The following is a 17,748-nucleotide window of genomic DNA, read 5'->3' on the forward strand; positions in this document are numbered from 1 at the left end:
AAGAGAGTGGGCTGCCGTGTGCAACGGCAGCCCACCAGTCTAGTTGTTCTTCGCGGCTGGTTCCTTCTGCCGCTTCTCGACGGGGCCGCGGCGGACCGAGCCGGGCGCGTTCCACTCCTGGCGCTTCCGGGCCCGCTTCCTGGCGGCCTCGGAGGACTGGAGCTGGTAGGGGACGGAGGTCACCATGACGCCGGGGGTGAAGAGCAGTCGGCCCTTGAGCCGCAGGGCGCTCTGGTTGTGCAGCAGGTGCTCGTACCAGTGGCCGACGACGTACTCGGGGATGTAGACGGAGACGGCGTCGCGCGGGCTCTCGCGGCGGATGTTCTTCACGTACTCGATGACCGGGCGGGTGATCTCGCGGTACGGGGAGTCGAGGATCTTGAGCGGGACGTTGATGCCGCGCCGCTCCCACTCCTCTCTGAGCGCCTTCGTCTCGACCGGGTCGACGTTGACGGTCAGCGCCTCCAGCTCGTGGGCGTGCATGAGCTTGGCATAGGCCAGGGCGCGCAGGGTCGGCTTGTGGAGCTTGGAGACGAGGACGATGGAGCGGACCCGGGAGGGGCGCACGTACTCGTCAGGGCGTTCCTCGGCGGCGGCGATCTCGGCGGCGACGGAGTCGTAGTGCCGTCGGATCGCGGTCATCGTCCCGTAGAAGATCACCATGCCGAGCAGGGCGACCCAGGCGCCGTGGGTGAACTTGGTGGCGAGGACGACGACGAGGACGAGGCCGGTGAAGAAGGCGCCGAAGGCGTTGATCGCGCGGGAGCGGATCATGTGGCGGCGCTTGGCCGGGTCCCGCTCGGTCTTCAGGTGCCGGTTCCAGTGCCGGACCATGCCGATCTGGCTGAGGGTGAAGGAGACGAAGACGCCGACGATGTACAGCTGGATCAGCCGGGTCGAGTCGGCTCCGTAGACCCAGACGAGGAGGGCGGCGGCGCCGGCCAGGAGCACGATGCCGTTGGAGAAGGTGAGGCGGTCGCCGCGGGTGTGGAGCTGGCGGGGCAGGTACCGGTCCTGGGCGAGGATCGAGCCGAGGAGCGGGAAGCCGTTGTACGCGGTGTTGGCGGCGAGGAAGAGGACGAGCGCGGTGGCCGCGGCGAGGAGGACGAAGAAGAACGTTCCGTCGCCGAAGACGGCGGCCGCGACCTGCGAGATCACCGGGTCCTGGACGTAGCCCTCGCCGACCGGCACGCCGTTGACGAGGAGGTCCTCGGCGGGCTTCTCGGCCATCCGGACGTCGGTGGCCATGGCGAGGAAGATGATGCCGCAGAACATGGTGACGGCCAGGCCGCCCATCAGGGCGAGCGTGGTGGCGGCGTTCTTCGACTTCGGCTTGCGGAAGGCGGGGACACCGTTGGAGATGGCCTCGACACCGGTGAGCGCGGCACAGCCGGAGGAGAACGCGCGCAGCAGAAGGAAGACGAGCGCGAAGCCGGCGAGGCCCTGGTGCTCGGGCTTGATCTCGAAGTCGGCGGTGGGGGCCTTCATGGTCTCGTCGAGGACGATGCCCTTGTACGCGCCCCAGGCGATCATGATGAAGACGCCGGCGACGAAGACGTACGTCGGGATCGCGAAGAGGGAGCCCGACTCCTTCACGCCGCGCAGGTTCATCACGGTGAGCAGCACGATCACGCCGACCGCGCAGGCCACCTTGTGCTCGACGACGAAGGGGATCGCCGAGCCGAGGTTCTCGATGCCCGAGGAGATCGACACCGCGACGGTGAGGACGTAGTCGACGAGCAGGGCGCTCGCGACGGTGAGTCCGGCCTTCGGCCCGAGGTTGGTGTTCGCGACCTCGTAGTCGCCGCCGCCGCTGGGGTACGCGTGCACGTTCTGCCGGTAGGACGCGACGACCGTGAACATCAGGACGACGACCGCGAGCGCGATCCACGGGCTGAAGTGGTAGGCCGACAGGCCGGCGACGGAGAGGACGAGCAGCACCTCGCCGGGTGCGTACGCCACCGAGGACAGCGGGTCGGAGGCGAAGACGGGGAGGGCGATGCGCTTGGAGAGAAGGGTCTCTCCGAGCTTGTCGCTGCGCAGGGCCCGCCCGATCAGGATCCGTTTGGGCACGTCGGTCAGTTTGGACACGGAGAGGATCGTAAGCGTTCGAAAAGAGCCACGCTCACCGGCACCCCCGATCGGCACCGAATCTCCCTGAGTACCACCTCGAATGCGGCTCCGGCCAGCGTTGCCGCATAAGCTCGGACCGGGCAACCCGGCAGGGCGTTGCCCGCCGCGGCCCGGGCGTGTCGGGCGAGGAAAGTTGTGAACAGGGTGTTTTCGCAGGTCAGCAAGGCGATCAGGAGTGCGGGGTAAGGGGACGTGCACATCGTCATCATGGGCTGCGGGCGAGTGGGAGCCGCTCTCGCGCAGACCCTCGAACAGCAGGGGCACACCGTCGCGGTCGTGGACCAGGACCCGACGGCTTTCCGTCGTCTGGGGTCGGGTTTCGGCGGTCGGCGCGTCACGGGCGTGGGGTTCGACCAGGACACGCTGCGTGAGGCCGGCATCGAGGAGGCCGGTGCCTTCGCCGCGGTGAGCAGCGGCGACAACTCGAACATCATCGCCGCGCGGGTCGCCCGCGAGATGTTCGGCATCGAGAACGTGGCGGCGCGGATCTACGACCCCCGCCGTGCCGAGGTCTACCAGCGCCTGGGTATCCCGACGGTCGCGACGGTCCGGTGGACCGCGGACCAGATGCTGCGGCGACTGCTGCCGTCCGGCGCGGAGCCGCTGTGGCGCGACCCGAGCGGCGGCGTGCAGCTCGCCGAGGTGCACACCTCCCCCGCGTGGATCGGCCACAAGGTGAGCCGGCTCCAGGAGGAGACCGGCGTCCGCGTCGCCTTCCTCACCCGGCTGGGCGAAGCGATTCTGCCGACCTCGCAGACGGTGCTCCAGGAAGGTGACCTGGTGCACGTGATGATGCGTACGGACGAGATCGCGAAGGTCGAGGAGGCCTTCGCCGAGGGTCCCGAGGAGGGCGGTCACTGATGCGTGTCGCTATTGCGGGCGCGGGTGCGGTGGGCCGTTCCATCGCGGGCGAGCTCCTGGAGAACGGGCACGAGGTCCTGCTCATCGACAAGGCGCCGACCGCCATCTCGGTGGAGCGGGTGCCGCAGGCGGAGTGGCTGCTCGCCGACGCCTGTGAGATCACGTCGCTCGACGAGGCGGCGCTGCAGCGCTGCAACGTGGTGATCGCGGCGACCGGCGACGACAAGGTGAACCTGGTCGTCTCGCTGCTCGCCAAGACCGAGTACGGCGTGCCGCGGGTGGTGGCCCGCGTGAACAACCCGAAGAACGAGTGGCTGTTCAACGAGTCCTGGGGCGTGGACGTCGCCGTCTCGACGCCGCGTCTCATGTCGGCCCTGGTGGAGGAGGCGGTGAGCGTCGGCGACCTGGTCCGGCTGCTCCGCTTCAGCCACGGCGACGCGAACCTGGTCGAGCTGACGCTCCCGCCGGAGTCGGCCGTCGCCGGTACCGCCGTCGGGGACGTGGCCTGGCCGCAGGACACCTCGCTCGTGACGATCATCCGCGGTTCGCGGGTGCTGACGCCGAGCGCCGAGGAGACCCTGGAGGCCGGTGACGAGCTGCTGTTCGTGGCCGCCCAGGCCCGTGAGGAGCAGCTGGAGGACCTGCTGCAGGTCCGCCGCGAGGCCACCGAGTCCTGACCCGGCGTGGTACGAGGAAGGGCCCGGACCTGAACAGGTCCGGGCCCTTCCTCGTACCGTCTCAGGACTCCGGGTGGCTCTGCGCGGCGGCGGCCGCCTTGCGCTCCTTCTCGGCGCGCTCCTCGGCCTCCATCTCGGCGAAGACGTCGATCGGCGCCGGGGCCTTCGCGAGGAACACCCAGGTGAGGTAGACCGCGAGGAGGAAGGGCGGGATCTTCAGGGCGACCAGGACCCAGCCGAACTTGGTCGTGTCGGCCCACCAGTACATCGGGAAGAGGATCGCGCACTTGCCGAGCAGGATCAGGCCCCAGGCCCAGCTGGCCTTCGTATACGCCTTCTTGCGGCCCGGATTGCGGGTGCGCCAGGACAGGTTCTCCTTGAAGACCGGGCCGAGGATCAGGCCGATCAGGGGGACGCCGGCGAGCGCCGTGATGATGTACGCGAGGGCGAGGCCCAGGGTGTACAGCATGCCCGGCAGGTAGAAGTCCTTGGCGTTGCCCGTCATCATCGCGAAGACGACGCCGAAGGCGACCCCGAAGACGCCGCTGAAGGCGTGCTTGACGGTGTCCCGGCGGATCAGCCGGACGGCGACCAGCACCAGCGAGACCGCGAGCGCGGCGATCGCCGAGACGTGCAGGTTCTTGTTGACCGTGAAGATCGTGACGAACAGCAGGCCGGGCACGACCGTCTCGACCATGCCGCGCACGCCGCCGAAGGCCTCGAAGAGCGCGGCCTCCGTCACGGCCTTGTCGGCCTGGGTGTCCTGGTCCGGGGTCGACTGGGCCGCCGTCGGCTTGTCGAGGGACGTCACCGGCTACTCCTGTCCGAGCGGTCGGAGCTCGTATTTGGGGTTGAAGAGGACCCGCCGGCCGTGGCTCATCGAGATCCGGCCGGAGGCGATCAGCTTGCGGCCCGGCTCGATGCCCACGATGGAGCGCCGGCCGAGCCAGACGACGTCGAGCGGTGCCGTGCCGTCGAAGAGTTCGGCCTCCAGCGCGGGTACACCGGCCCGGGGTCGTAGCGTGACCGTGCGCAAGGTACCAGTCACCTTGACTATCTGGCGGTCGGAGCAGTCGGAGATACGAGTGCACCCCGACGCTTCGGCGTCCTCCTGGAGCTCCTCCGACTCCAGGTCCTCCGGGGAGGAGGAGAGCCGGTCGAGCATCCGGCGGAACCGACCGGCCGGCTTCTCTGTACGTGGTGCAGCACTCATACAGAAAGCGTACCGGCCACCGCTGTCACGGAGAGCGGCCCGCGACGACCGGTCCGTTCGCCGTCCGTTCACCGTTCGAAGCGGTACCCCATGCCCGGTTCGGTGACGAAGTGCCGCGGGTGCGAGGGGTCGGCCTCCAGCTTGCGGCGCAGCTGCGCCATGTACACCCGGAGATAGTTGGTCTCGGTGCCGTACGACGGTCCCCAGACCTCCTGGAGCAGCTGCTTCTGGCTGACCAGCCGGCCGCTGTTGCGGACGAGGACCTCGAGGAGGTGCCACTCGGTGGGGGTGAGCCGGACGTCGCGGCCGTCGCGGTGCACCTTCTTCGCGGCCAGGTCGACGGTGAAGCCCGCGGCCTCGACCACGACGACGCCGTCCTCGGCGCCGCCGACCGGCTCGGCCCTGCGCACGGCCGCGCGCAGCCGGGCGAGCAGCTCGTCCATCCCGAAGGGCTTGGTGACGTAGTCGTCGGCGCCCGCGTCGAGCGCCTCGACCTTCTCGTCGGAGGTCTGCCGGGCCGAGAGGACCAGGATCGGCACCCTCGTCCAGCCGCGCAGGCCCTTGATGACCTCGACGCCGTCCATGTCGGGCAGGCCGAGGTCGAGGACGACGACGTCGGGGTGGCGTTCGGCGGCCAGCCGGAGCGCGGCGGCACCGTCGGGCGCGGCGTCGACCTCGTACTTCCGCGCCTTGAGGTTGATCACCAGGGCACGGACGATCTGCGGCTCGTCGTCGACCACGAGGACCCGGGTCATGGAGGGGGCCTACCTTCTGCTGGAAGCTGCTGTACGGGGAAGAGGACGGGCGCGGTACGGGTTCGGGTTCGGGTTCGGGTTCGGCCGCGGGATCGGGATCGGGATCGGGTTCGGCCTGAGCTTCGGCTTCGGCTTCGGCTGCTGTCACGAGTCTCGTACGGGCGCGGGCGCCCCGGTCGGGCCACGGCCGGGGGGCGCCAGGTCACGGCCGGGGCGTCGGTCGCGGCGGGGGCGTCAGGTCACGGCGTGGGCCGGGAGGTCGGCGGGTGGTGCCGGGGGCCCGCCCGGCGCGGCCCGGAGGGTGAGGACCATGGTCAGACCGCCACCCGGGGTGTCCTCGGCACCGAGGGTCCCGCCCATGGACTCCACGAAGCCGCGGGCCACGGCGAGCCCGAGACCGACGCCGGAGCCGCGCGGGGCGTCGCCGAAACGCTGGAAGGGCTCGAAGATCCCGTCCTTCGCGTCGTCGGGGACGCCGGGCCCGCGGTCCACGACCCGCAGTTCGACCCGGTCCCCCAGCGCGCTGGCGGAGACGGCGACGGTCCTGCCCTCGGGGCTGTACTTCACGGCGTTCTCCACGATGTTGGCGACGGCGCGCTCCAGGAGCCCCTTGTCGACGTCGACCATGGGCAGCGACTCGGGGATGTCGAGCTCGGCGCTGCCGTCCGGCACTCCCCCGAGGGCCATGGGGACGACCTCGTCGAGGTCGACGGTCCGGATCAGGGGGGTGACGGTGCCGGTCTGGAGCCGCGACATGTCGAGGAGGTTGCCGACGAGGTGGTCGAGTCGGTCGGCGCCGGCCTCGATGCCCGCCAGCAGTTCGGCCCGGTCCTCCTCGGACCATTCGACGTCGTCGGAGCGGAGCGAGGAGACGGAGGCCTTGATGCTCGCGAGGGGAGTCCGCAGGTCATGGCTGACCGCCGCGAGCAGGGACGTACGGATCTTGTTGCCCTCGGCCTGCTTCCTGGCCCCCTCGGCCTCGTCCACCAGGCGCTGCCGTTCGAGGACGACGGCGGCCTGGGCGGCGAAGGCGCCCAGCACCCGCCGGTCCTCCGCCGGCAGCACGCGGCCCGTCAGGGCGAGGGCCAGGTGGTCGCCGACCGGCATGTCGACGTCGGCGTCCTCCGGCCGTACCGCCGGGTGCGGGCCCACGCTCGCCGCCCGCGTCCACGGCTCGGCGCCGTCGGCGCGCTCCAGGAGGGCCACCGACTCCATGGAGAAGGTCTCGCGGACCCGTTCGAGGAGGGCCTCCAGGCTGGTCTCGCCGCGCAGCACGCTGCCCGCGAGATAGGAGAGGACCTCGGACTCGGCGCGCAGCCGGGCGGCCTGGTGGGTGCGGCGGGCGGCCAGGTCGACCACCGAGGCGACCGCCATCGCGACGCCGAGGAAGACGGCGATGGCGACGATGTTCTTGGGGTCGGCGACGGTGAGCTGGTGGACGGGCGGGGTGAAGAACCAGTTGAGGAGGAGGGAGCCGACGGCGGCCGAGGCGAGCGCCGGCACGAAGCCGCCGAGGAGGGCCGCGGAGACCGTCAGGGCGAGGAAGAGGAGCATGTCGTTGGCGAGGCCGAGGTCGGCGTCGACATGGGTGAGGAGCAGGGCGAGGGCGAGGGGCCCCGCGACGCCGACGATCCAGCCGCCGAGGATGCGGGAGCGGCCGAGCCGGGCGCCGCGCGCGACCGGCAGGCCCCGCCCCTTCGCCACCTCGCCGTGGGTCACGATGTGGACGTCGAGATCGGTCCCGGAGTCCCGGGCCACGGTCTGGCCGACGCCCGGACCGAACACGTACTGCCAGGAGCGGCGGCGGCTGGAGCCCAGGACGATCTGGGTGGCGTTGACGCCGCGGGCGAACTCGAGGAGCGCCGAGGGGACGTCGTCGCCGATGACGTGGTGGAAGGTTCCGCCGAGGTCCTCGACCAGGGTGCGCTGGACGGCCAGCTCCTTCGGCGAGGCCGCGGTGAGCCCGTCGCTGCGGGCTATGTAGACGGCGAGGACCTCGCCTCCCGCGCCCTTCTCGGCGAGCCGGGTGGCACGCCGTATCAGCGTGCGCCCTTCGGGGCCGCCGGTCAGGCCGACGACGATCCGTTCCCTGGCCTGCCAGGTGGAGCGGATGTCGTGCTCGCCCCGGTACTGCCGGAGGTACTCGTCGACCCGGTCGGCGGTCCAGAGCAGGGCCAGCTCGCGCAGGGCGGTGAGGTTGCCGGGGCGGAAGTAGTTGGAGAGGGCCGCGTCGACCTTGTCCGAGGTGTAGACGTTGCCGTGGGCCATCCGGCGCCGGAGGGCCTCCGGGCTCATGTCGATCAGTTCGATCTGGTCCGCCCGGCGCACGATCTCGTCGGGGACGGTCTCCCGCTGCCGTACCCCGGTGATCGACTCGACGACGTCGCCCAGGGACTCCAGGTGCTGGATGTTGACCGTCGACACGACGTCGATGCCCGCGGCGAGGAGCTCGGCGACGTCCTGCCACCGCTTGGGGTTCCTGGACCCGGGCACGTTCGTGTGGGCGAGCTCGTCGACGAGGGCGACGGCGGGGCGACGGGCCAGGACCGCGTCGACGTCCATCTCGGTGAACGCCGTCCCGCGGTAGTCCAGGGTGCGGCGCGGCACCTGCTCCAGGCCGTGCAGCATCACCTCCGTGCGCGGCCGCCCGTGGTGCTCCACGAAGGCCACCACGCAGTCCGTGCCGCGCTCGACCCGCCGGTGCCCCTCGGAGAGCATCGCGTAGGTCTTGCCGACGCCCGGCGCAGCGCCGAGGTAGATCCGAAGCTTGCCGCGTCCCATGGCTCGACCATACGTCCAGCCAAACGGACATTCCGCGCACGGGGAGAGGCCCCGGTGCGGTATTGACGTGATTCTGATGTCCATTCCGCCGGCCCTCGATGTCGAGAACACAGGACCGGCTCCGACCTCACCGTGACAGTGGCCCCGGGCACCGCCCGGGACGTGACGCGCACCGGAGGAGCACCCCGTGAAGTACATGCTGCTGATGCAGTTCAACGCGCAGAGCCTCGACGTCCCCTCCATCACGGAGTGGCAGCCCGAGGAGATCCGCGCGCACATCGCCTTCATGCGGACCACGAACGAGAAGCTCGCGGCGGCGGGCGAGCTGGTCGACGCACAGGGGCTCGCGATGCCGGAGACGGCGCGGATCGTCCGGGCGGCGGCGGACGGCTCGGCCCTGGTGACCGACGGGCCCTTCGCCGAGACCAAGGAGTTCCTGGCCGGCTGGTGGATCGTCGAGGTGCCCTCGGCCGAGCGGGCCGTGGCGATCGCCGCCGAGGTGTCGGCGGCGCCCGGCCCCGGCGGCGCCCCCGTCAACATGCCGATCGAGGTCCGGGAGGTCATGTCCGAGCCCCCGGCGGAACTGGGCGCGGAGGGCTGAGCCGGAGGGCTGAGCCGGAGGGCGGGCCCCGGGAGATACGGGCCGGGGCCCCCGCGCGCCCTCAGTGCTCGATGATCTCGCCGTCGCTCAGCTCCAGGACCCTGTCCGCGAGGCCCAGGAGCTGGGGGTCGTGCGTGGCGACCAGGGCCGTACAGCCTTCGCTGCGGACCACCGCGCGGAGCAGCTGCATGACGGCGAGGCCGGTCTCCGCGTCCAGCTGGCCGGTGGGCTCGTCGGCTATCAGCAGCGCGGGCTTGTTGGCGAGGGCGCGGGCGATGGCGACCCGCTGCTGCTGGCCGCCGGAGAGCTCACCGGGCCGCTGCTCCGCGTGGTCGGCGAGGCCGACCAGGCCGAGCAGCAGGGCGACCCGCTCGTCGCGCTCCTTCGGGTCCGCCTTGCGCAGGCGCATGGGGACGCCGACGTTCTCGGCGGCGGAGAGGATCGGGAGCAGCCCGAAGGACTGGAAGATGAAGCCGATCCGGTCGCGGCGGAGCTCGAGGAGCCCGTTCTCACCGAGCGTGGAGAGGTCGGTGCCGTCGATGACGATCCGGCCGCCGTCGGCGCTGTCGAGGCCGCCCACCAGGTTGAGGAGCGTCGTCTTGCCGGAGCCCGAACGGCCCTTGAGCGCGACGAGCTCGCCGCGCGGGATGTCGAAGGAGACCCCGCGCAGGGCGTGGACGGCCGCCTCGCCCGTGCCGTACGACCGGCGCAGGTCCTCGACGCGGACCATCGGCAGGTCGGCCGGGTCCTCGGCCAGCGCCGTCGCGGACCCCGTGCTGCTCTCACTCACCTGTGTTCCCCCTCCTCGAACATGTGCGCCCGCCAGTATGGTCCGCGGCCGACGCCCACGGCCAGAGCCGGGTAGGCGTGCCTGTGGAGAACGGCTGGGGCCGGGGAGCCGTGCCTGTGGAAAACGGCCGGAGCCGGGGAGGCGGTGCCCGGGGGAAGACAGCGGGGACGCGAACGGCCGGTGGGCCGCTTCCCGTACGAGGCGCACGGGAAGCGGCCCACCGGCCGAAACGAGGTGGTTCAGCGGATCTCGGAGATCTCCGGACCGCGCTGGAGCTGGCCCATGCCGCCGGAGAAGCGGGAGTTCTCCTGCTCCTCCTGCTGCACGCCGTCCGGCACCATCTGCGCGTCGTTCGGCAGCTTGAGCACGATCGGGTCGCGCGGGGCCATCGGGCCGTCGCCGCGGACGACGACGGTGTCCCGGACGATCTGCTCCAGGAGGCCGGCCGCCTCGGGCTGGACCGCGCCCTGCCCGGAGATCACTCCGCGCAGGAACCAGCGGGGCCCGTCGACGCCCACGAATCGGACCAGCTGTACACCGCGGTTGCCGTCCGGCAGCTGCACCGGGACCTGGGCCCGCAGCTCCCAGCCCAGCGGGCCCTCGACCTCGTCGATGGCGCCGCCCTGCTGGATGATGCCCGTGGCGATCTCGTCGCGGACCTCGCCCCAGATGCCCTCGTTCTTGGGGGCGGCGAAGGCCTGCAGCTGTACGGCGCTGTCGCGCAGCACGACGGTGGCGGCGACGATCGCGTCACCGGCCACCTCCACGCGGAGTTCCATGCCCTCGACTCCGGGCACGAAGACGCCGCCGAGGTCCACGCGGCCCTCGTCGGGCTTGGCCACCTCGGAGATGTCCCAGGGCCCGTCGGGCCGGGGCGCCGGCGGAAGGTTCACACGGCGCGGGGCCGCGTCGTCCGCGTCCTCGCCGTCCACCGCGTCGACGACCTGCTCGGCCTCGCCCGCCGCGTCCTCGGCGGCACCGCTCTTCTTGCGACGTCCGAACACGTCACTGTCCTTCCCGGTCGGATACGACCGAAGCGTATCGATTCCCACCCGTAGTGCCGTCCACGGCGGCATGCCCGCCGGTGGACCCGAAGCCCCCCTCGGCCCGCGCCGAGCCGGGAAGTTCCGCCACCTCGTGGAAGCGCACCTTCTCGACCTGTTGGACGACAAGTTGGGCGATCCTGTCGAATCGCTCGAACCGCACGCTCTCGCGCGGGTCGAGGTTGACCACGATCACCTTGATCTCTCCACGGTACCCGGCATCGACCGTCCCCGGGGCATTCACCAGCGCCACTCCGCAGCGGGCCGCGAGACCGGAGCGCGGGTGCACGAAGGCCGCGTACCCGTCGGGCAGGGCGATGGAGACCCCGGTGGGCAGCACGGCGCGCTCGCCGGGGGCGAGCACGGCGGCCTCGGTGGTCACCAGGTCCGCCCCGGCGTCGCCGGGGTGCCCGTAGGCCGGGATCGGCACCTCGGGGTCCACGCGGCGGATCAGTACGTCGACAGGGTTGCGCATCAGGGGTTCACCTCGAAGGCGCGGGCGCGCCGGACCTGGTCGGGGTCGGACATGGCGGCCTGGATCTCCTCCGGGCGGCCGTTGTCGATGAAGTGGTCGACCTTGACCTCGATGAAGAGGGCGTCGGCGCGGACGGCGACGGGGCCCTCGGGCCCGCCGATCCGGCCGACCGCGGTCGAGAAGATCTTGCGGCCGTGCACGGCGGTGACCGCGGCCTCCAGGTGGAGCACGGTGCCGACGGGGACGGGCCGGACGAAGTCGGTCTCCAGTCGTCCGGTCACGGCGATGACCCGCAGCAGCCAGTTCAGGGAGCCGAGGGTCTCGTCGAGCGCGGTGGCGAGCACGCCGCCGTGCGCGAGGCCGGGGGCGCCCTGGTGGTCGGGGGTCACCGTGAACTCGGCGGTGACGGTCACGCCCTCGCCCGCCCGTGCCTCCAGGTGGAGGCCGTGGGGCTGCCCGCCGCCGCACCCGAAGCAGTACTCGTAGTGGGAACCGAGCAGCTCGCCGGGGGCCGGCGCGTCGGGGTGGCGTACCGGCGGTATGGCGTCGGCCGGCGGGGTGAGGGCGGCAGATGTTGCAGTCACAGGCGCAGACCTTACCCGCGCGGATGGGCGCAGGTCGCGCCGTGCCAAGCTTGGACGCATGCAGCCTTCCGCACCGTCCCCGGCCCCCTCCCCCGCGCCCTCCGCCGGCCCGCGCTTCGACGAGCGGCTGACGGCGCCCGGTTCCTGGTGGGTGATCGTGGGCATGCTCGGTCTCTCCGGCGGCCTGATCATGTTCCCGATGGGTACGGTCCCGATGCTGGGCGGTCTGATCGTGGTGGCGGTGCTGGCCGGCGTCGCGGTCTCCTCGTACGGCTCCGCCCGGATCCGGGTGGTGGCCGGTTCGCTGGTGGCGGGCGACGCGCGGATCCCGGTCTCGGCGCTGGGAGCGGCCGAGGCGCTCGACGCGGAGGAGGCGCGCGCCTGGCGCACCCACAAGGCCGATCCGCGCGCGTTCATGCTGATGCGCAGCTATGTGCCGGGGGCGGTGCGGGTCGAGGTGACGGACCCGGCGGACCCGACGCCGTACGTGTACCTGTCGAGCCGGGAGCCGGCGGCGCTGGTGGCGGCGCTGGAGGCCGAGCGGGCCGGCGCGGGGAGCTGACTCGACGACCCGCACGAAGTCGACTCTCAGGGGCCCTACGGGGCCCCTGATCCGTCACCGGGGGTTTGTCCCGGTCGGCGGACGCCCGGGGCGCTAGAAGTCGAGTTCCTTGGGGTTCTCGGGCTGCTCCAGCGGGGGCAGCTCGCGGAGGGCGTCCCAGGGGATCTGGCGGGCGCGCAGGTCCTTGCGGATGCGCGCGGCGAGTTTCTTGGTGTCGCGGCGGTTCATGACCGCGCCGACGGTGGCGCCCACCATGAACGGCATCAGGTTCGGCAGGTTGCGGACCATGCGTTTCATGATCTGCTGGCGCAGCTCGCGCTTGAGCTGGCCGCCGAGGGCCGCGTTGACCGTGGTGGGCTTGGTGGGGTCGATGCCCCGCTCCTCGGCCCAGGAGGTCAGGTAGGCCGCCGAGCGCTGGGTGATCCGGCCGGGGGGCCGCAGGCCGTACACCTCGTGCAGTTCGGCGATGAGTTTGAGCTCCACGGCGGCGACGCCGGTGATCTCGGCCGCCAGTTCGGCCGGCATGGCCGGGGGGACCGGGAGCATGGCGGCGGCGCCGACGCCCGCGCCGACGGTCGAGCTGGCGTTGGCGGCGCCCGCGACGAGCTTGTCCGCGAGCGCCTCGGGGCCGAGCCCGGGGAACTGTCTGCGGAGGGCCGCCAGGTCGCGGACGGGGATCCGCGGGGCGAGGTCGATCAGGCGGTCGGCGAGGTAGCCGATGCCGGCCTTGGCGCTGTCGCCGCCGCGCCGCACGCCCTGCGCGACGCCGCGCCGGACGGCGTCGATCCGCTCGGAGTCGATCTTGATCTTGTCGAGCTGGGCCCGCGCGGGGTCGGCGAGCCGCCTGACGGCGCCGAGGCGCCCGTCCTGCCGCGCCACGTCGCTCCCGCCGGCCCGTCCCGGCTCGTGCTCCGCCGGGTCCGGCTCGGTGACCGCCTCGAGCGAGGCCGCGAGGCCTCGCTCGTCGTCACGTGCGCCGAGGGAGGGCAGGGAGGCGGTCTGCACGGCTTCAGGAGCCTCCTGGGCACCCTCCGCCGGGCCTGAGCCGCCTATGCGCGTCCGCGGGCTCCCCGGGAGCCGCAGACGCCGCTTCCGGGACGGTGAGTCGCCTGCCACGGCCGGTCGACCTCAGTCGCAGTCGCGGCAGATCGGCTGGCCGTTCTTCTCCCTGGCCAGCTGGCTGCGGTGGTGCACGAGGAAGCAGCTCATGCAGGTGAACTCGTCGGCCTGCTTGGGCAGGACCCGGACGGCCAGCTCCTCGTTCGAGAGGTCGGCGCCGGGAAGCTCCAGGCCTTCGGCGGCCTCGAACTCGTCGACGTCGACGGTCGAGGTCGACTTGTCGTTCCGGCGTGCCTTCAGTTCCTCAAGGCTGTCCGAGTCGACGTCGTCGTCGGTCTTGCGTGGGGTGTCGTAATCCGTTGCCATGTCGCTCTCCCCCTCTGGGTGGTTGCGGTGTCTCCAGCGCACGTAACGCGTGAGAGGTCGGACTTGTGCCCGACCTGAGGCGGAGATTTTGCCTCACATCAAGGTCTGTTACTCAATCGACACCCGTCGCGCACTCTTGCGAGTGATCGGCTTCGGGTGGCGAACCGGACCGTACACGGTCCCGCGGGCGTCCTACACAGGCGCCACCCCGTGTACTTCCCGTCATTCCGGGCCCTGGAAACCCGGACTTTTCCTGGTTTTCCGAGGGATTTCTCGGTCACGGAGAGTGGAGGCCCGAACACCCTGTCCTGTGATCGATCACACATGCGCGTCTCAGGATCAGGGCCACGGAATTCCGCGCAAAGCGAACGGAACCGGTCGGCACGTGCAGTGTGTCAGATCGGCAGAGTGACGCGCATCACGAGACCGCCGCCCTCGCGGGGCTCCGCGATGATACGGCCGCCGTGGGCGCGGGCCACGGACCGGGCGATCGACAGGCCGAGACCGACCCCCTTGTCGCTGCCGGTCCGCTCCTGGCGGAGCCTCCGGAACGGTTCGAAGAGGTTGTCGATCTCGTACGCGGGAACGACCGGCCCCGTGTTCGAGATGACCAGGACCGCCTGGCCGTGCTCGGTCTCCGTCGTGACCTCCACCCAGCCGTCGTCCGGCACGTTGTAGCGCACGGCGTTCTGGAGCAGGTTCAGCGCGATCCGTTCCAGCAGGACGCCGTTGCCCTGCACGACCGCGGGACCGAGCTCGCGGCGGATCTCGACGCCCTTGGCCACGGCCTCGGCGTGCGTCTGGTCGATCGCCCGGGAGGCGACCTCGGCGAGGTCGACGGGTTTGCGCTCGATGATCTGGTTGTCGCTCCGGGCGAGCAGCAGCAGGCCCTCGACGAGCTGTTCGCTGCGCTCGTTGGTGGCGAGCAGGGTCTTGCCCAGCTGCTGGAGGGCCACCGGGGCCTCGGGGTCCGAGACGTGGATCTCCAGCAGGGTGCGGTTGATCGCGAGCGGGGTGCGCAGCTCGTGCGAGGCGTTCGCGACGAACCGCTGCTGGGCGGTGAAGGCCCGCTCGAGCCGCTCCAGCATCTCGTCGAAGGTGTCGGCGAGCTCCTTGAGCTCGTCGTCGGGGCCGTCCAGCTCGATCCGCCGGGCCAGGTCGGAACCGGCCACCTGGCGGGCGGTGCGGGTGATCCGGCCGAGCGGCGAGAGCACCCGTCCCGCCATGGCGTAGCCGAAGGCGAAGGCGATGATGCTCAGGCCGAGCAGGGCGAAGAGCGAGCGGCGCAGGAGGTCGTCGAGGGCCAGGTCGCTCTGGTGCCGCAGGCAGACCGAGACGGCGTCGTTGAACTGGTCGCCCGTGCCCGTGTTGGGCAGCTGGCACCAGGACGTGGTCGGCTGCACCTCGCCCTTGACGATCTTGAACGGCAGCTGGGCCGCGCTGTCGCCGAGCGCCTGCGCGGTGAAGAGGTAGATGATCGAGAGCAGCAGGATGCCCGCGATGAGGAACATCCCGCCGTACAGCAGCGTGAGCCGTATCCGGATGGTCGGTCGCAGCAGCGGGCGGACCGGGTCCCGCGGGTCCCAGGTCGGTTTCGGGGGCGCCTGGGGATGGGGGGCTGGTGTCGTGGCCATCACGTCAGATCCGGTACCCGGAACCGGGCACGGTGACGATGACCGGCGGCTCGCCGAGCTTGCGGCGCAGGGTCATGACCGTCACGCGCACGACGTTGGTGAACGGGTCGGTGTTCTCGTCCCAGGCCTTCTCCAGGAGCTGCTCGGCCGAGACGACGGCGCCCTCGCTGCGCATGAGGACCTCCAGGACGGCGAACTCCTTCGGCGCGAGCTGGACCTCCTTGCCCTCGCGGAAGACCTCGCGGCGGTTCGGGTCGAGCTTGATGCCGGCCCGCTCCAGGACGGGCGGCAGGGGGACGGTGGTGCGCCGGCCGAGGGCGCGCACGCGCGCGGTGAGCTCGGTGAAGGCGAAGGGCTTGGGGAGGTAGTCGTCCGCGCCGAGTTCCAGGCCCTCCACGCGGTCGCTGACGTCGCCGGAGGCGGTGAGCATCAGGACGCGGGTGGGCATGCCGAGCTCGACGATCTTGCGGCAGACGTCGTCCCCGTGGACGAGCGGGAGGTCGCGGTCGAGGACGACGACGTCGTAGTCGTTGACGCCGACCCGCTCCAGGGCGGCGGCGCCGTCGTACACGACGTCGACGGCCATGGCCTCCCGGCGCAGTCCGGTGGCCACCGCATCGGCGAGCAGCTGCTCGTCCTCGACGACGAGTACGCGCACGTCGTTCTTCCTTCCCGTCGAGCCGCTGTCCGGGGTGGGACCGGCTGGATTCCGAGCACTGACTGTGCGTGTCCATCCTGCCCCGGACGCGCGTAAACCGGCTGTAAGGCGGCGGTGCGAGGGCGGGGGCGGGCAGGTGGTGCACGGGGGGCGTGCGGCGGGGCGCGAAGAATTCACCTGATTCACGGGCCAGTTGAGGTTTCCGTGAGGAAGGGGCTGGGGAGGACGACTGCACACCCCGTGATCACGCCCTGTATGTGGCGCGCCACCGACCGCGTGCCGTTCCCCAGAGGCCTCAGTGTGTGATCCACCCACCTCGGCACACCCCCGTGCCACCGGACCCACGACGAGGGGGCGCACGATGGACGCTTTCACCGCAGGACTGCTGCACCGCATCAGGACCACGCAGACCGACCTCACGCGAGCTCGTGAGACGGGCGACGACTACCTGGCGGATGTCGAGCAGGCGGAGCTGGACGACCTGCACCGCCTGGCCGCCGAGCACGGCGTGGAGGTCGCCGCGCCGGGCGTCTGACCCGTCTCCATCCGACCGACCACGCCCGTACGTACGAGGGCCCCGGCGCCGCTCCCGGCTCCGGGGCCCTCGTGCGTCCGCCTCGCGGCCTCGCCGGCGCCGTCCTAGTCGTGCCAGGCCCCCAGCTCCTCCAGGAGCTCCTGAAGGGGCTGGAAGAGCCCCGGGGAGGCCGCCAGGGTCAGTTCGCCCGACGCGGGCTCCCCGGGGCGGCCGCCGGTCAGCGCGCCCGCCTCGCGGGCGATGAGGGCCCCTGCGGCGAGGTCCCAGGGGTTGAGCCCGCGCTCGTAGTACGCGTCGAGGCGGCCGGCCGCGACGTCGCAGAGGTCGATCGCCGCCGAGCCGCCGCGGCGGATGTCGCGGACCAGCGGGATCACGCGCTGCGCGACGTCGGCCTGGTGGGCGCGGCGGGGCTGCACGTACCCGAAGCCGGTGCCCAGGAGGGTCTGGCCCAGGGCGGGCGAGGGGCGGACGGCGAGCCGCCGGTCCCCCGCGTACGCTCCGCCGCCGAGGACCGCGCGGTAGGTCTCGCCGCGCATCGGCGCCTCGACCACGCCGACCACGGCCTCGCCGTCCCGTTCGGCGGCGATCGAGACGGCCCAGGTGGGCAGGCCGTACAGGTAGTTCACGGTGCCGTCGAGCGGGTCGATGACCCAGCGGATCCCGCTGGTGCCGGGGGCGGCGGCGCCCTCCTCGCCGAGGAGGCCGTCCTGGGGGCGGTGCTCGGCGAGGAACGAGGTGATCAGCTTCTCGGCGGCGATGTCCATCTCGGTGACCACGTCGATGGCACTGGACTTGGTCATCGCCACCGCGAGGTCGTCCGGGCGGCCGTCGCGGAGGAGGGCTCCGGCCCGCCGTGCGGCCTCCAGGGCGACGTCGAGCAGTTCGGTGAGCAGAGGGTCGGTCACGCTGACTCCTTACGCGTACGGGCTGTCGGCTCCGGCCGCCGCCGGCCGCTCGGCCCTGGCCGGGCAGCAGCCGATCGGGCACAGGTCGTGGGAGGCGCCGAGGGCGCCGAGGGCGC

The 17,748-nt window shown here is 71.7% G+C and carries 19 protein-coding genes; 5 read left to right on the forward strand and 14 right to left on the reverse strand.

Going from position 1 to position 17,748, the window contains the following annotated elements:
- Positions 1–39 precede the first annotated feature (39 nt).
- Positions 40–2,091, reverse strand: a complete 2,052-nt coding sequence (locus OO54_RS18175; protein WP_033204350.1) for an APC family permease — start codon at positions 2,089–2,091, stop codon at positions 40–42.
- A 234-nt stretch (positions 2,092–2,325) separates the two neighbouring features.
- Here OO54_RS18175 and OO54_RS18180 point away from each other — a divergent pair, with 234 nt between their 5' ends.
- Positions 2,326–2,994 carry a potassium channel family protein gene (locus OO54_RS18180; protein ID WP_017237685.1) on the forward strand — a complete coding sequence of 223 codons (669 nt, stop codon included), beginning with the start codon at positions 2,326–2,328 and terminating at the stop codon, positions 2,992–2,994.
- A complete protein-coding gene (locus OO54_RS18185; RefSeq protein ID WP_033204351.1) occupies positions 2,994–3,671 on the forward strand; it encodes a potassium channel family protein in 678 nt (225 codons plus the stop codon). Before OO54_RS18180 ends, OO54_RS18185 begins: the two co-directional genes overlap by 1 nt.
- Positions 3,672–3,732: 61 nt before the next feature.
- On the opposite strand, the gene OO54_RS18190 is transcribed toward OO54_RS18185, so the two are convergent.
- The 4 genes from OO54_RS18190 to OO54_RS18205 all read right to left on the reverse strand — a co-directional run bounded on the left by OO54_RS18190 (position 3,733) and on the right by OO54_RS18205 (position 8,420).
- The gene (locus tag OO54_RS18190; protein ID WP_017237684.1) at positions 3,733–4,482 is read right to left on the reverse strand and encodes a DUF3159 domain-containing protein; all 750 of its coding nucleotides are present in this window, start codon (positions 4,480–4,482) and stop codon (positions 3,733–3,735) included.
- 3 nt (positions 4,483–4,485) lie between these two features.
- Positions 4,486–4,884: an OB-fold nucleic acid binding domain-containing protein gene (locus tag OO54_RS18195; protein WP_015036728.1), complete on the reverse strand. Its 399-nt coding sequence runs from the start codon at positions 4,882–4,884 to the stop codon at positions 4,486–4,488.
- Between the two features lie 68 nt (positions 4,885–4,952).
- Positions 4,953–5,639: a response regulator gene (locus tag OO54_RS18200; protein ID WP_033204352.1), complete on the reverse strand. Its 687-nt coding sequence runs from the start codon at positions 5,637–5,639 to the stop codon at positions 4,953–4,955.
- 234 nt (positions 5,640–5,873) lie between these two features.
- Entirely contained in the window at positions 5,874–8,420 is a 2,547-nt protein-coding gene (locus OO54_RS18205) for a sensor histidine kinase (protein WP_033204353.1), read from the reverse strand.
- A gap of 196 nt (positions 8,421–8,616) precedes the next feature.
- On the opposite strand from OO54_RS18205, the gene OO54_RS18210 reads away from it, so the two are divergent.
- Positions 8,617–9,021, forward strand: coding sequence for a YciI family protein (locus OO54_RS18210; RefSeq protein ID WP_234439291.1), 405 nt, complete (start codon positions 8,617–8,619; stop codon positions 9,019–9,021).
- 61 nt (positions 9,022–9,082) lie between these two features.
- Here the strand turns inward: OO54_RS18210 and OO54_RS18215 are convergent, their stop codons facing one another.
- The 4 genes from OO54_RS18215 to OO54_RS18230 form a co-directional block, all read right to left on the reverse strand.
- Entirely contained in the window at positions 9,083–9,811 is a 729-nt protein-coding gene (locus OO54_RS18215; protein ID WP_017237680.1) for an ABC transporter ATP-binding protein, read from the reverse strand.
- Between the two features lie 239 nt (positions 9,812–10,050).
- Positions 10,051–10,815 (reverse strand): DUF3710 domain-containing protein, encoded by a 765-nt coding sequence (locus OO54_RS18220; RefSeq protein WP_033204355.1) that lies wholly within the window; start codon positions 10,813–10,815, stop codon positions 10,051–10,053.
- Position 10,816: 1 nt separating this feature from the next.
- Positions 10,817–11,329, reverse strand: coding sequence for a dUTP diphosphatase (gene dut, locus OO54_RS18225; protein WP_017237679.1), 513 nt, complete (start codon positions 11,327–11,329; stop codon positions 10,817–10,819).
- On the reverse strand, positions 11,329–11,913 hold the full coding sequence (locus OO54_RS18230) for a PaaI family thioesterase (RefSeq protein WP_017237678.1): 585 nt from the start codon (positions 11,911–11,913) through the stop codon (positions 11,329–11,331). The genes dut and OO54_RS18230 overlap by 1 nt, the downstream gene beginning before the upstream one ends.
- A 58-nt stretch (positions 11,914–11,971) precedes the next feature.
- Here OO54_RS18230 and OO54_RS18235 point away from each other — a divergent pair, with 58 nt between their 5' ends.
- Positions 11,972–12,475: a DUF3093 domain-containing protein gene (locus tag OO54_RS18235; protein WP_017237677.1), complete on the forward strand. Its 504-nt coding sequence runs from the start codon at positions 11,972–11,974 to the stop codon at positions 12,473–12,475.
- A 93-nt stretch (positions 12,476–12,568) separates the two neighbouring features.
- Here the strand turns inward: OO54_RS18235 and OO54_RS18240 are convergent, their stop codons facing one another.
- From OO54_RS18240 to OO54_RS18255, 4 genes are all read right to left on the reverse strand, one after another.
- Positions 12,569–13,591 (reverse strand): hypothetical protein, encoded by a 1,023-nt coding sequence (locus OO54_RS18240; protein ID WP_033204356.1) that lies wholly within the window; start codon positions 13,589–13,591, stop codon positions 12,569–12,571.
- Positions 13,592–13,603: 12 nt separating this feature from the next.
- Entirely contained in the window at positions 13,604–13,900 is a 297-nt protein-coding gene (locus tag OO54_RS18245) for a DUF4193 domain-containing protein (protein ID WP_003955561.1), read from the reverse strand.
- 395 nt (positions 13,901–14,295) lie between these two features.
- Entirely contained in the window at positions 14,296–15,534 is a 1,239-nt protein-coding gene (locus OO54_RS18250) for a sensor histidine kinase (RefSeq protein ID WP_033204424.1), read from the reverse strand.
- A 4-nt stretch (positions 15,535–15,538) separates the two neighbouring features.
- Entirely contained in the window at positions 15,539–16,192 is a 654-nt protein-coding gene (locus tag OO54_RS18255) for a response regulator transcription factor (protein ID WP_017237674.1), read from the reverse strand.
- 361 nt (positions 16,193–16,553) lie between these two features.
- Here OO54_RS18255 and OO54_RS46420 point away from each other — a divergent pair, with 361 nt between their 5' ends.
- Positions 16,554–16,727, forward strand: coding sequence for a hypothetical protein (locus tag OO54_RS46420; RefSeq protein ID WP_017237673.1), 174 nt, complete (start codon positions 16,554–16,556; stop codon positions 16,725–16,727).
- A gap of 104 nt (positions 16,728–16,831) precedes the next feature.
- Here OO54_RS46420 and OO54_RS18260 read toward each other — a convergent pair whose 3' ends face one another.
- Complete coding sequence (locus tag OO54_RS18260; protein WP_033204358.1) at positions 16,832–17,632, reverse strand: inositol monophosphatase family protein; 801 nt, start codon at positions 17,630–17,632, stop codon at positions 16,832–16,834.
- Between the last annotated feature and the right edge of the window lie 116 nt (positions 17,633–17,748).

The organism is Streptomyces wedmorensis, from assembly GCF_000716445.1.
GTDB lineage: Bacteria > Actinomycetota > Actinomycetes > Streptomycetales > Streptomycetaceae > Streptomyces > Streptomyces wedmorensis.

Coding starts and splice junctions, on each gene's coding strand:
- OO54_RS18185 (WP_033204351.1), top strand. CDS start 2,994: ATGCGTGTCGCTATTGCGGGCGCGGGTGCGGTGGGCCGTTCCATCGCG.
- OO54_RS18195 (WP_015036728.1), bottom strand. CDS start 4,884: ATGAGTGCTGCACCACGTACAGAGAAGCCGGCCGGTCGGTTCCGCCGG.
- OO54_RS18200 (WP_033204352.1), bottom strand. CDS start 5,639: ATGACCCGGGTCCTCGTGGTCGACGACGAGCCGCAGATCGTCCGTGCC.
- OO54_RS18205 (WP_033204353.1), bottom strand. CDS start 8,420: ATGGGACGCGGCAAGCTTCGGATCTACCTCGGCGCTGCGCCGGGCGTC.
- OO54_RS18210 (WP_234439291.1), top strand. CDS start 8,617: ATGCTGCTGATGCAGTTCAACGCGCAGAGCCTCGACGTCCCCTCCATC.
- dut (WP_017237679.1), bottom strand. CDS start 11,329: ATGCGCAACCCTGTCGACGTACTGATCCGCCGCGTGGACCCCGAGGTG.
- OO54_RS18235 (WP_017237677.1), top strand. CDS start 11,972: ATGCAGCCTTCCGCACCGTCCCCGGCCCCCTCCCCCGCGCCCTCCGCC.
- OO54_RS18245 (WP_003955561.1), bottom strand. CDS start 13,900: ATGGCAACGGATTACGACACCCCACGCAAGACCGACGACGACGTCGAC.
- OO54_RS18250 (WP_033204424.1), bottom strand. CDS start 15,534: ATGGCCACGACACCAGCCCCCCATCCCCAGGCGCCCCCGAAACCGACC.
- OO54_RS46420 (WP_017237673.1), top strand. CDS start 16,554: ATGGACGCTTTCACCGCAGGACTGCTGCACCGCATCAGGACCACGCAG.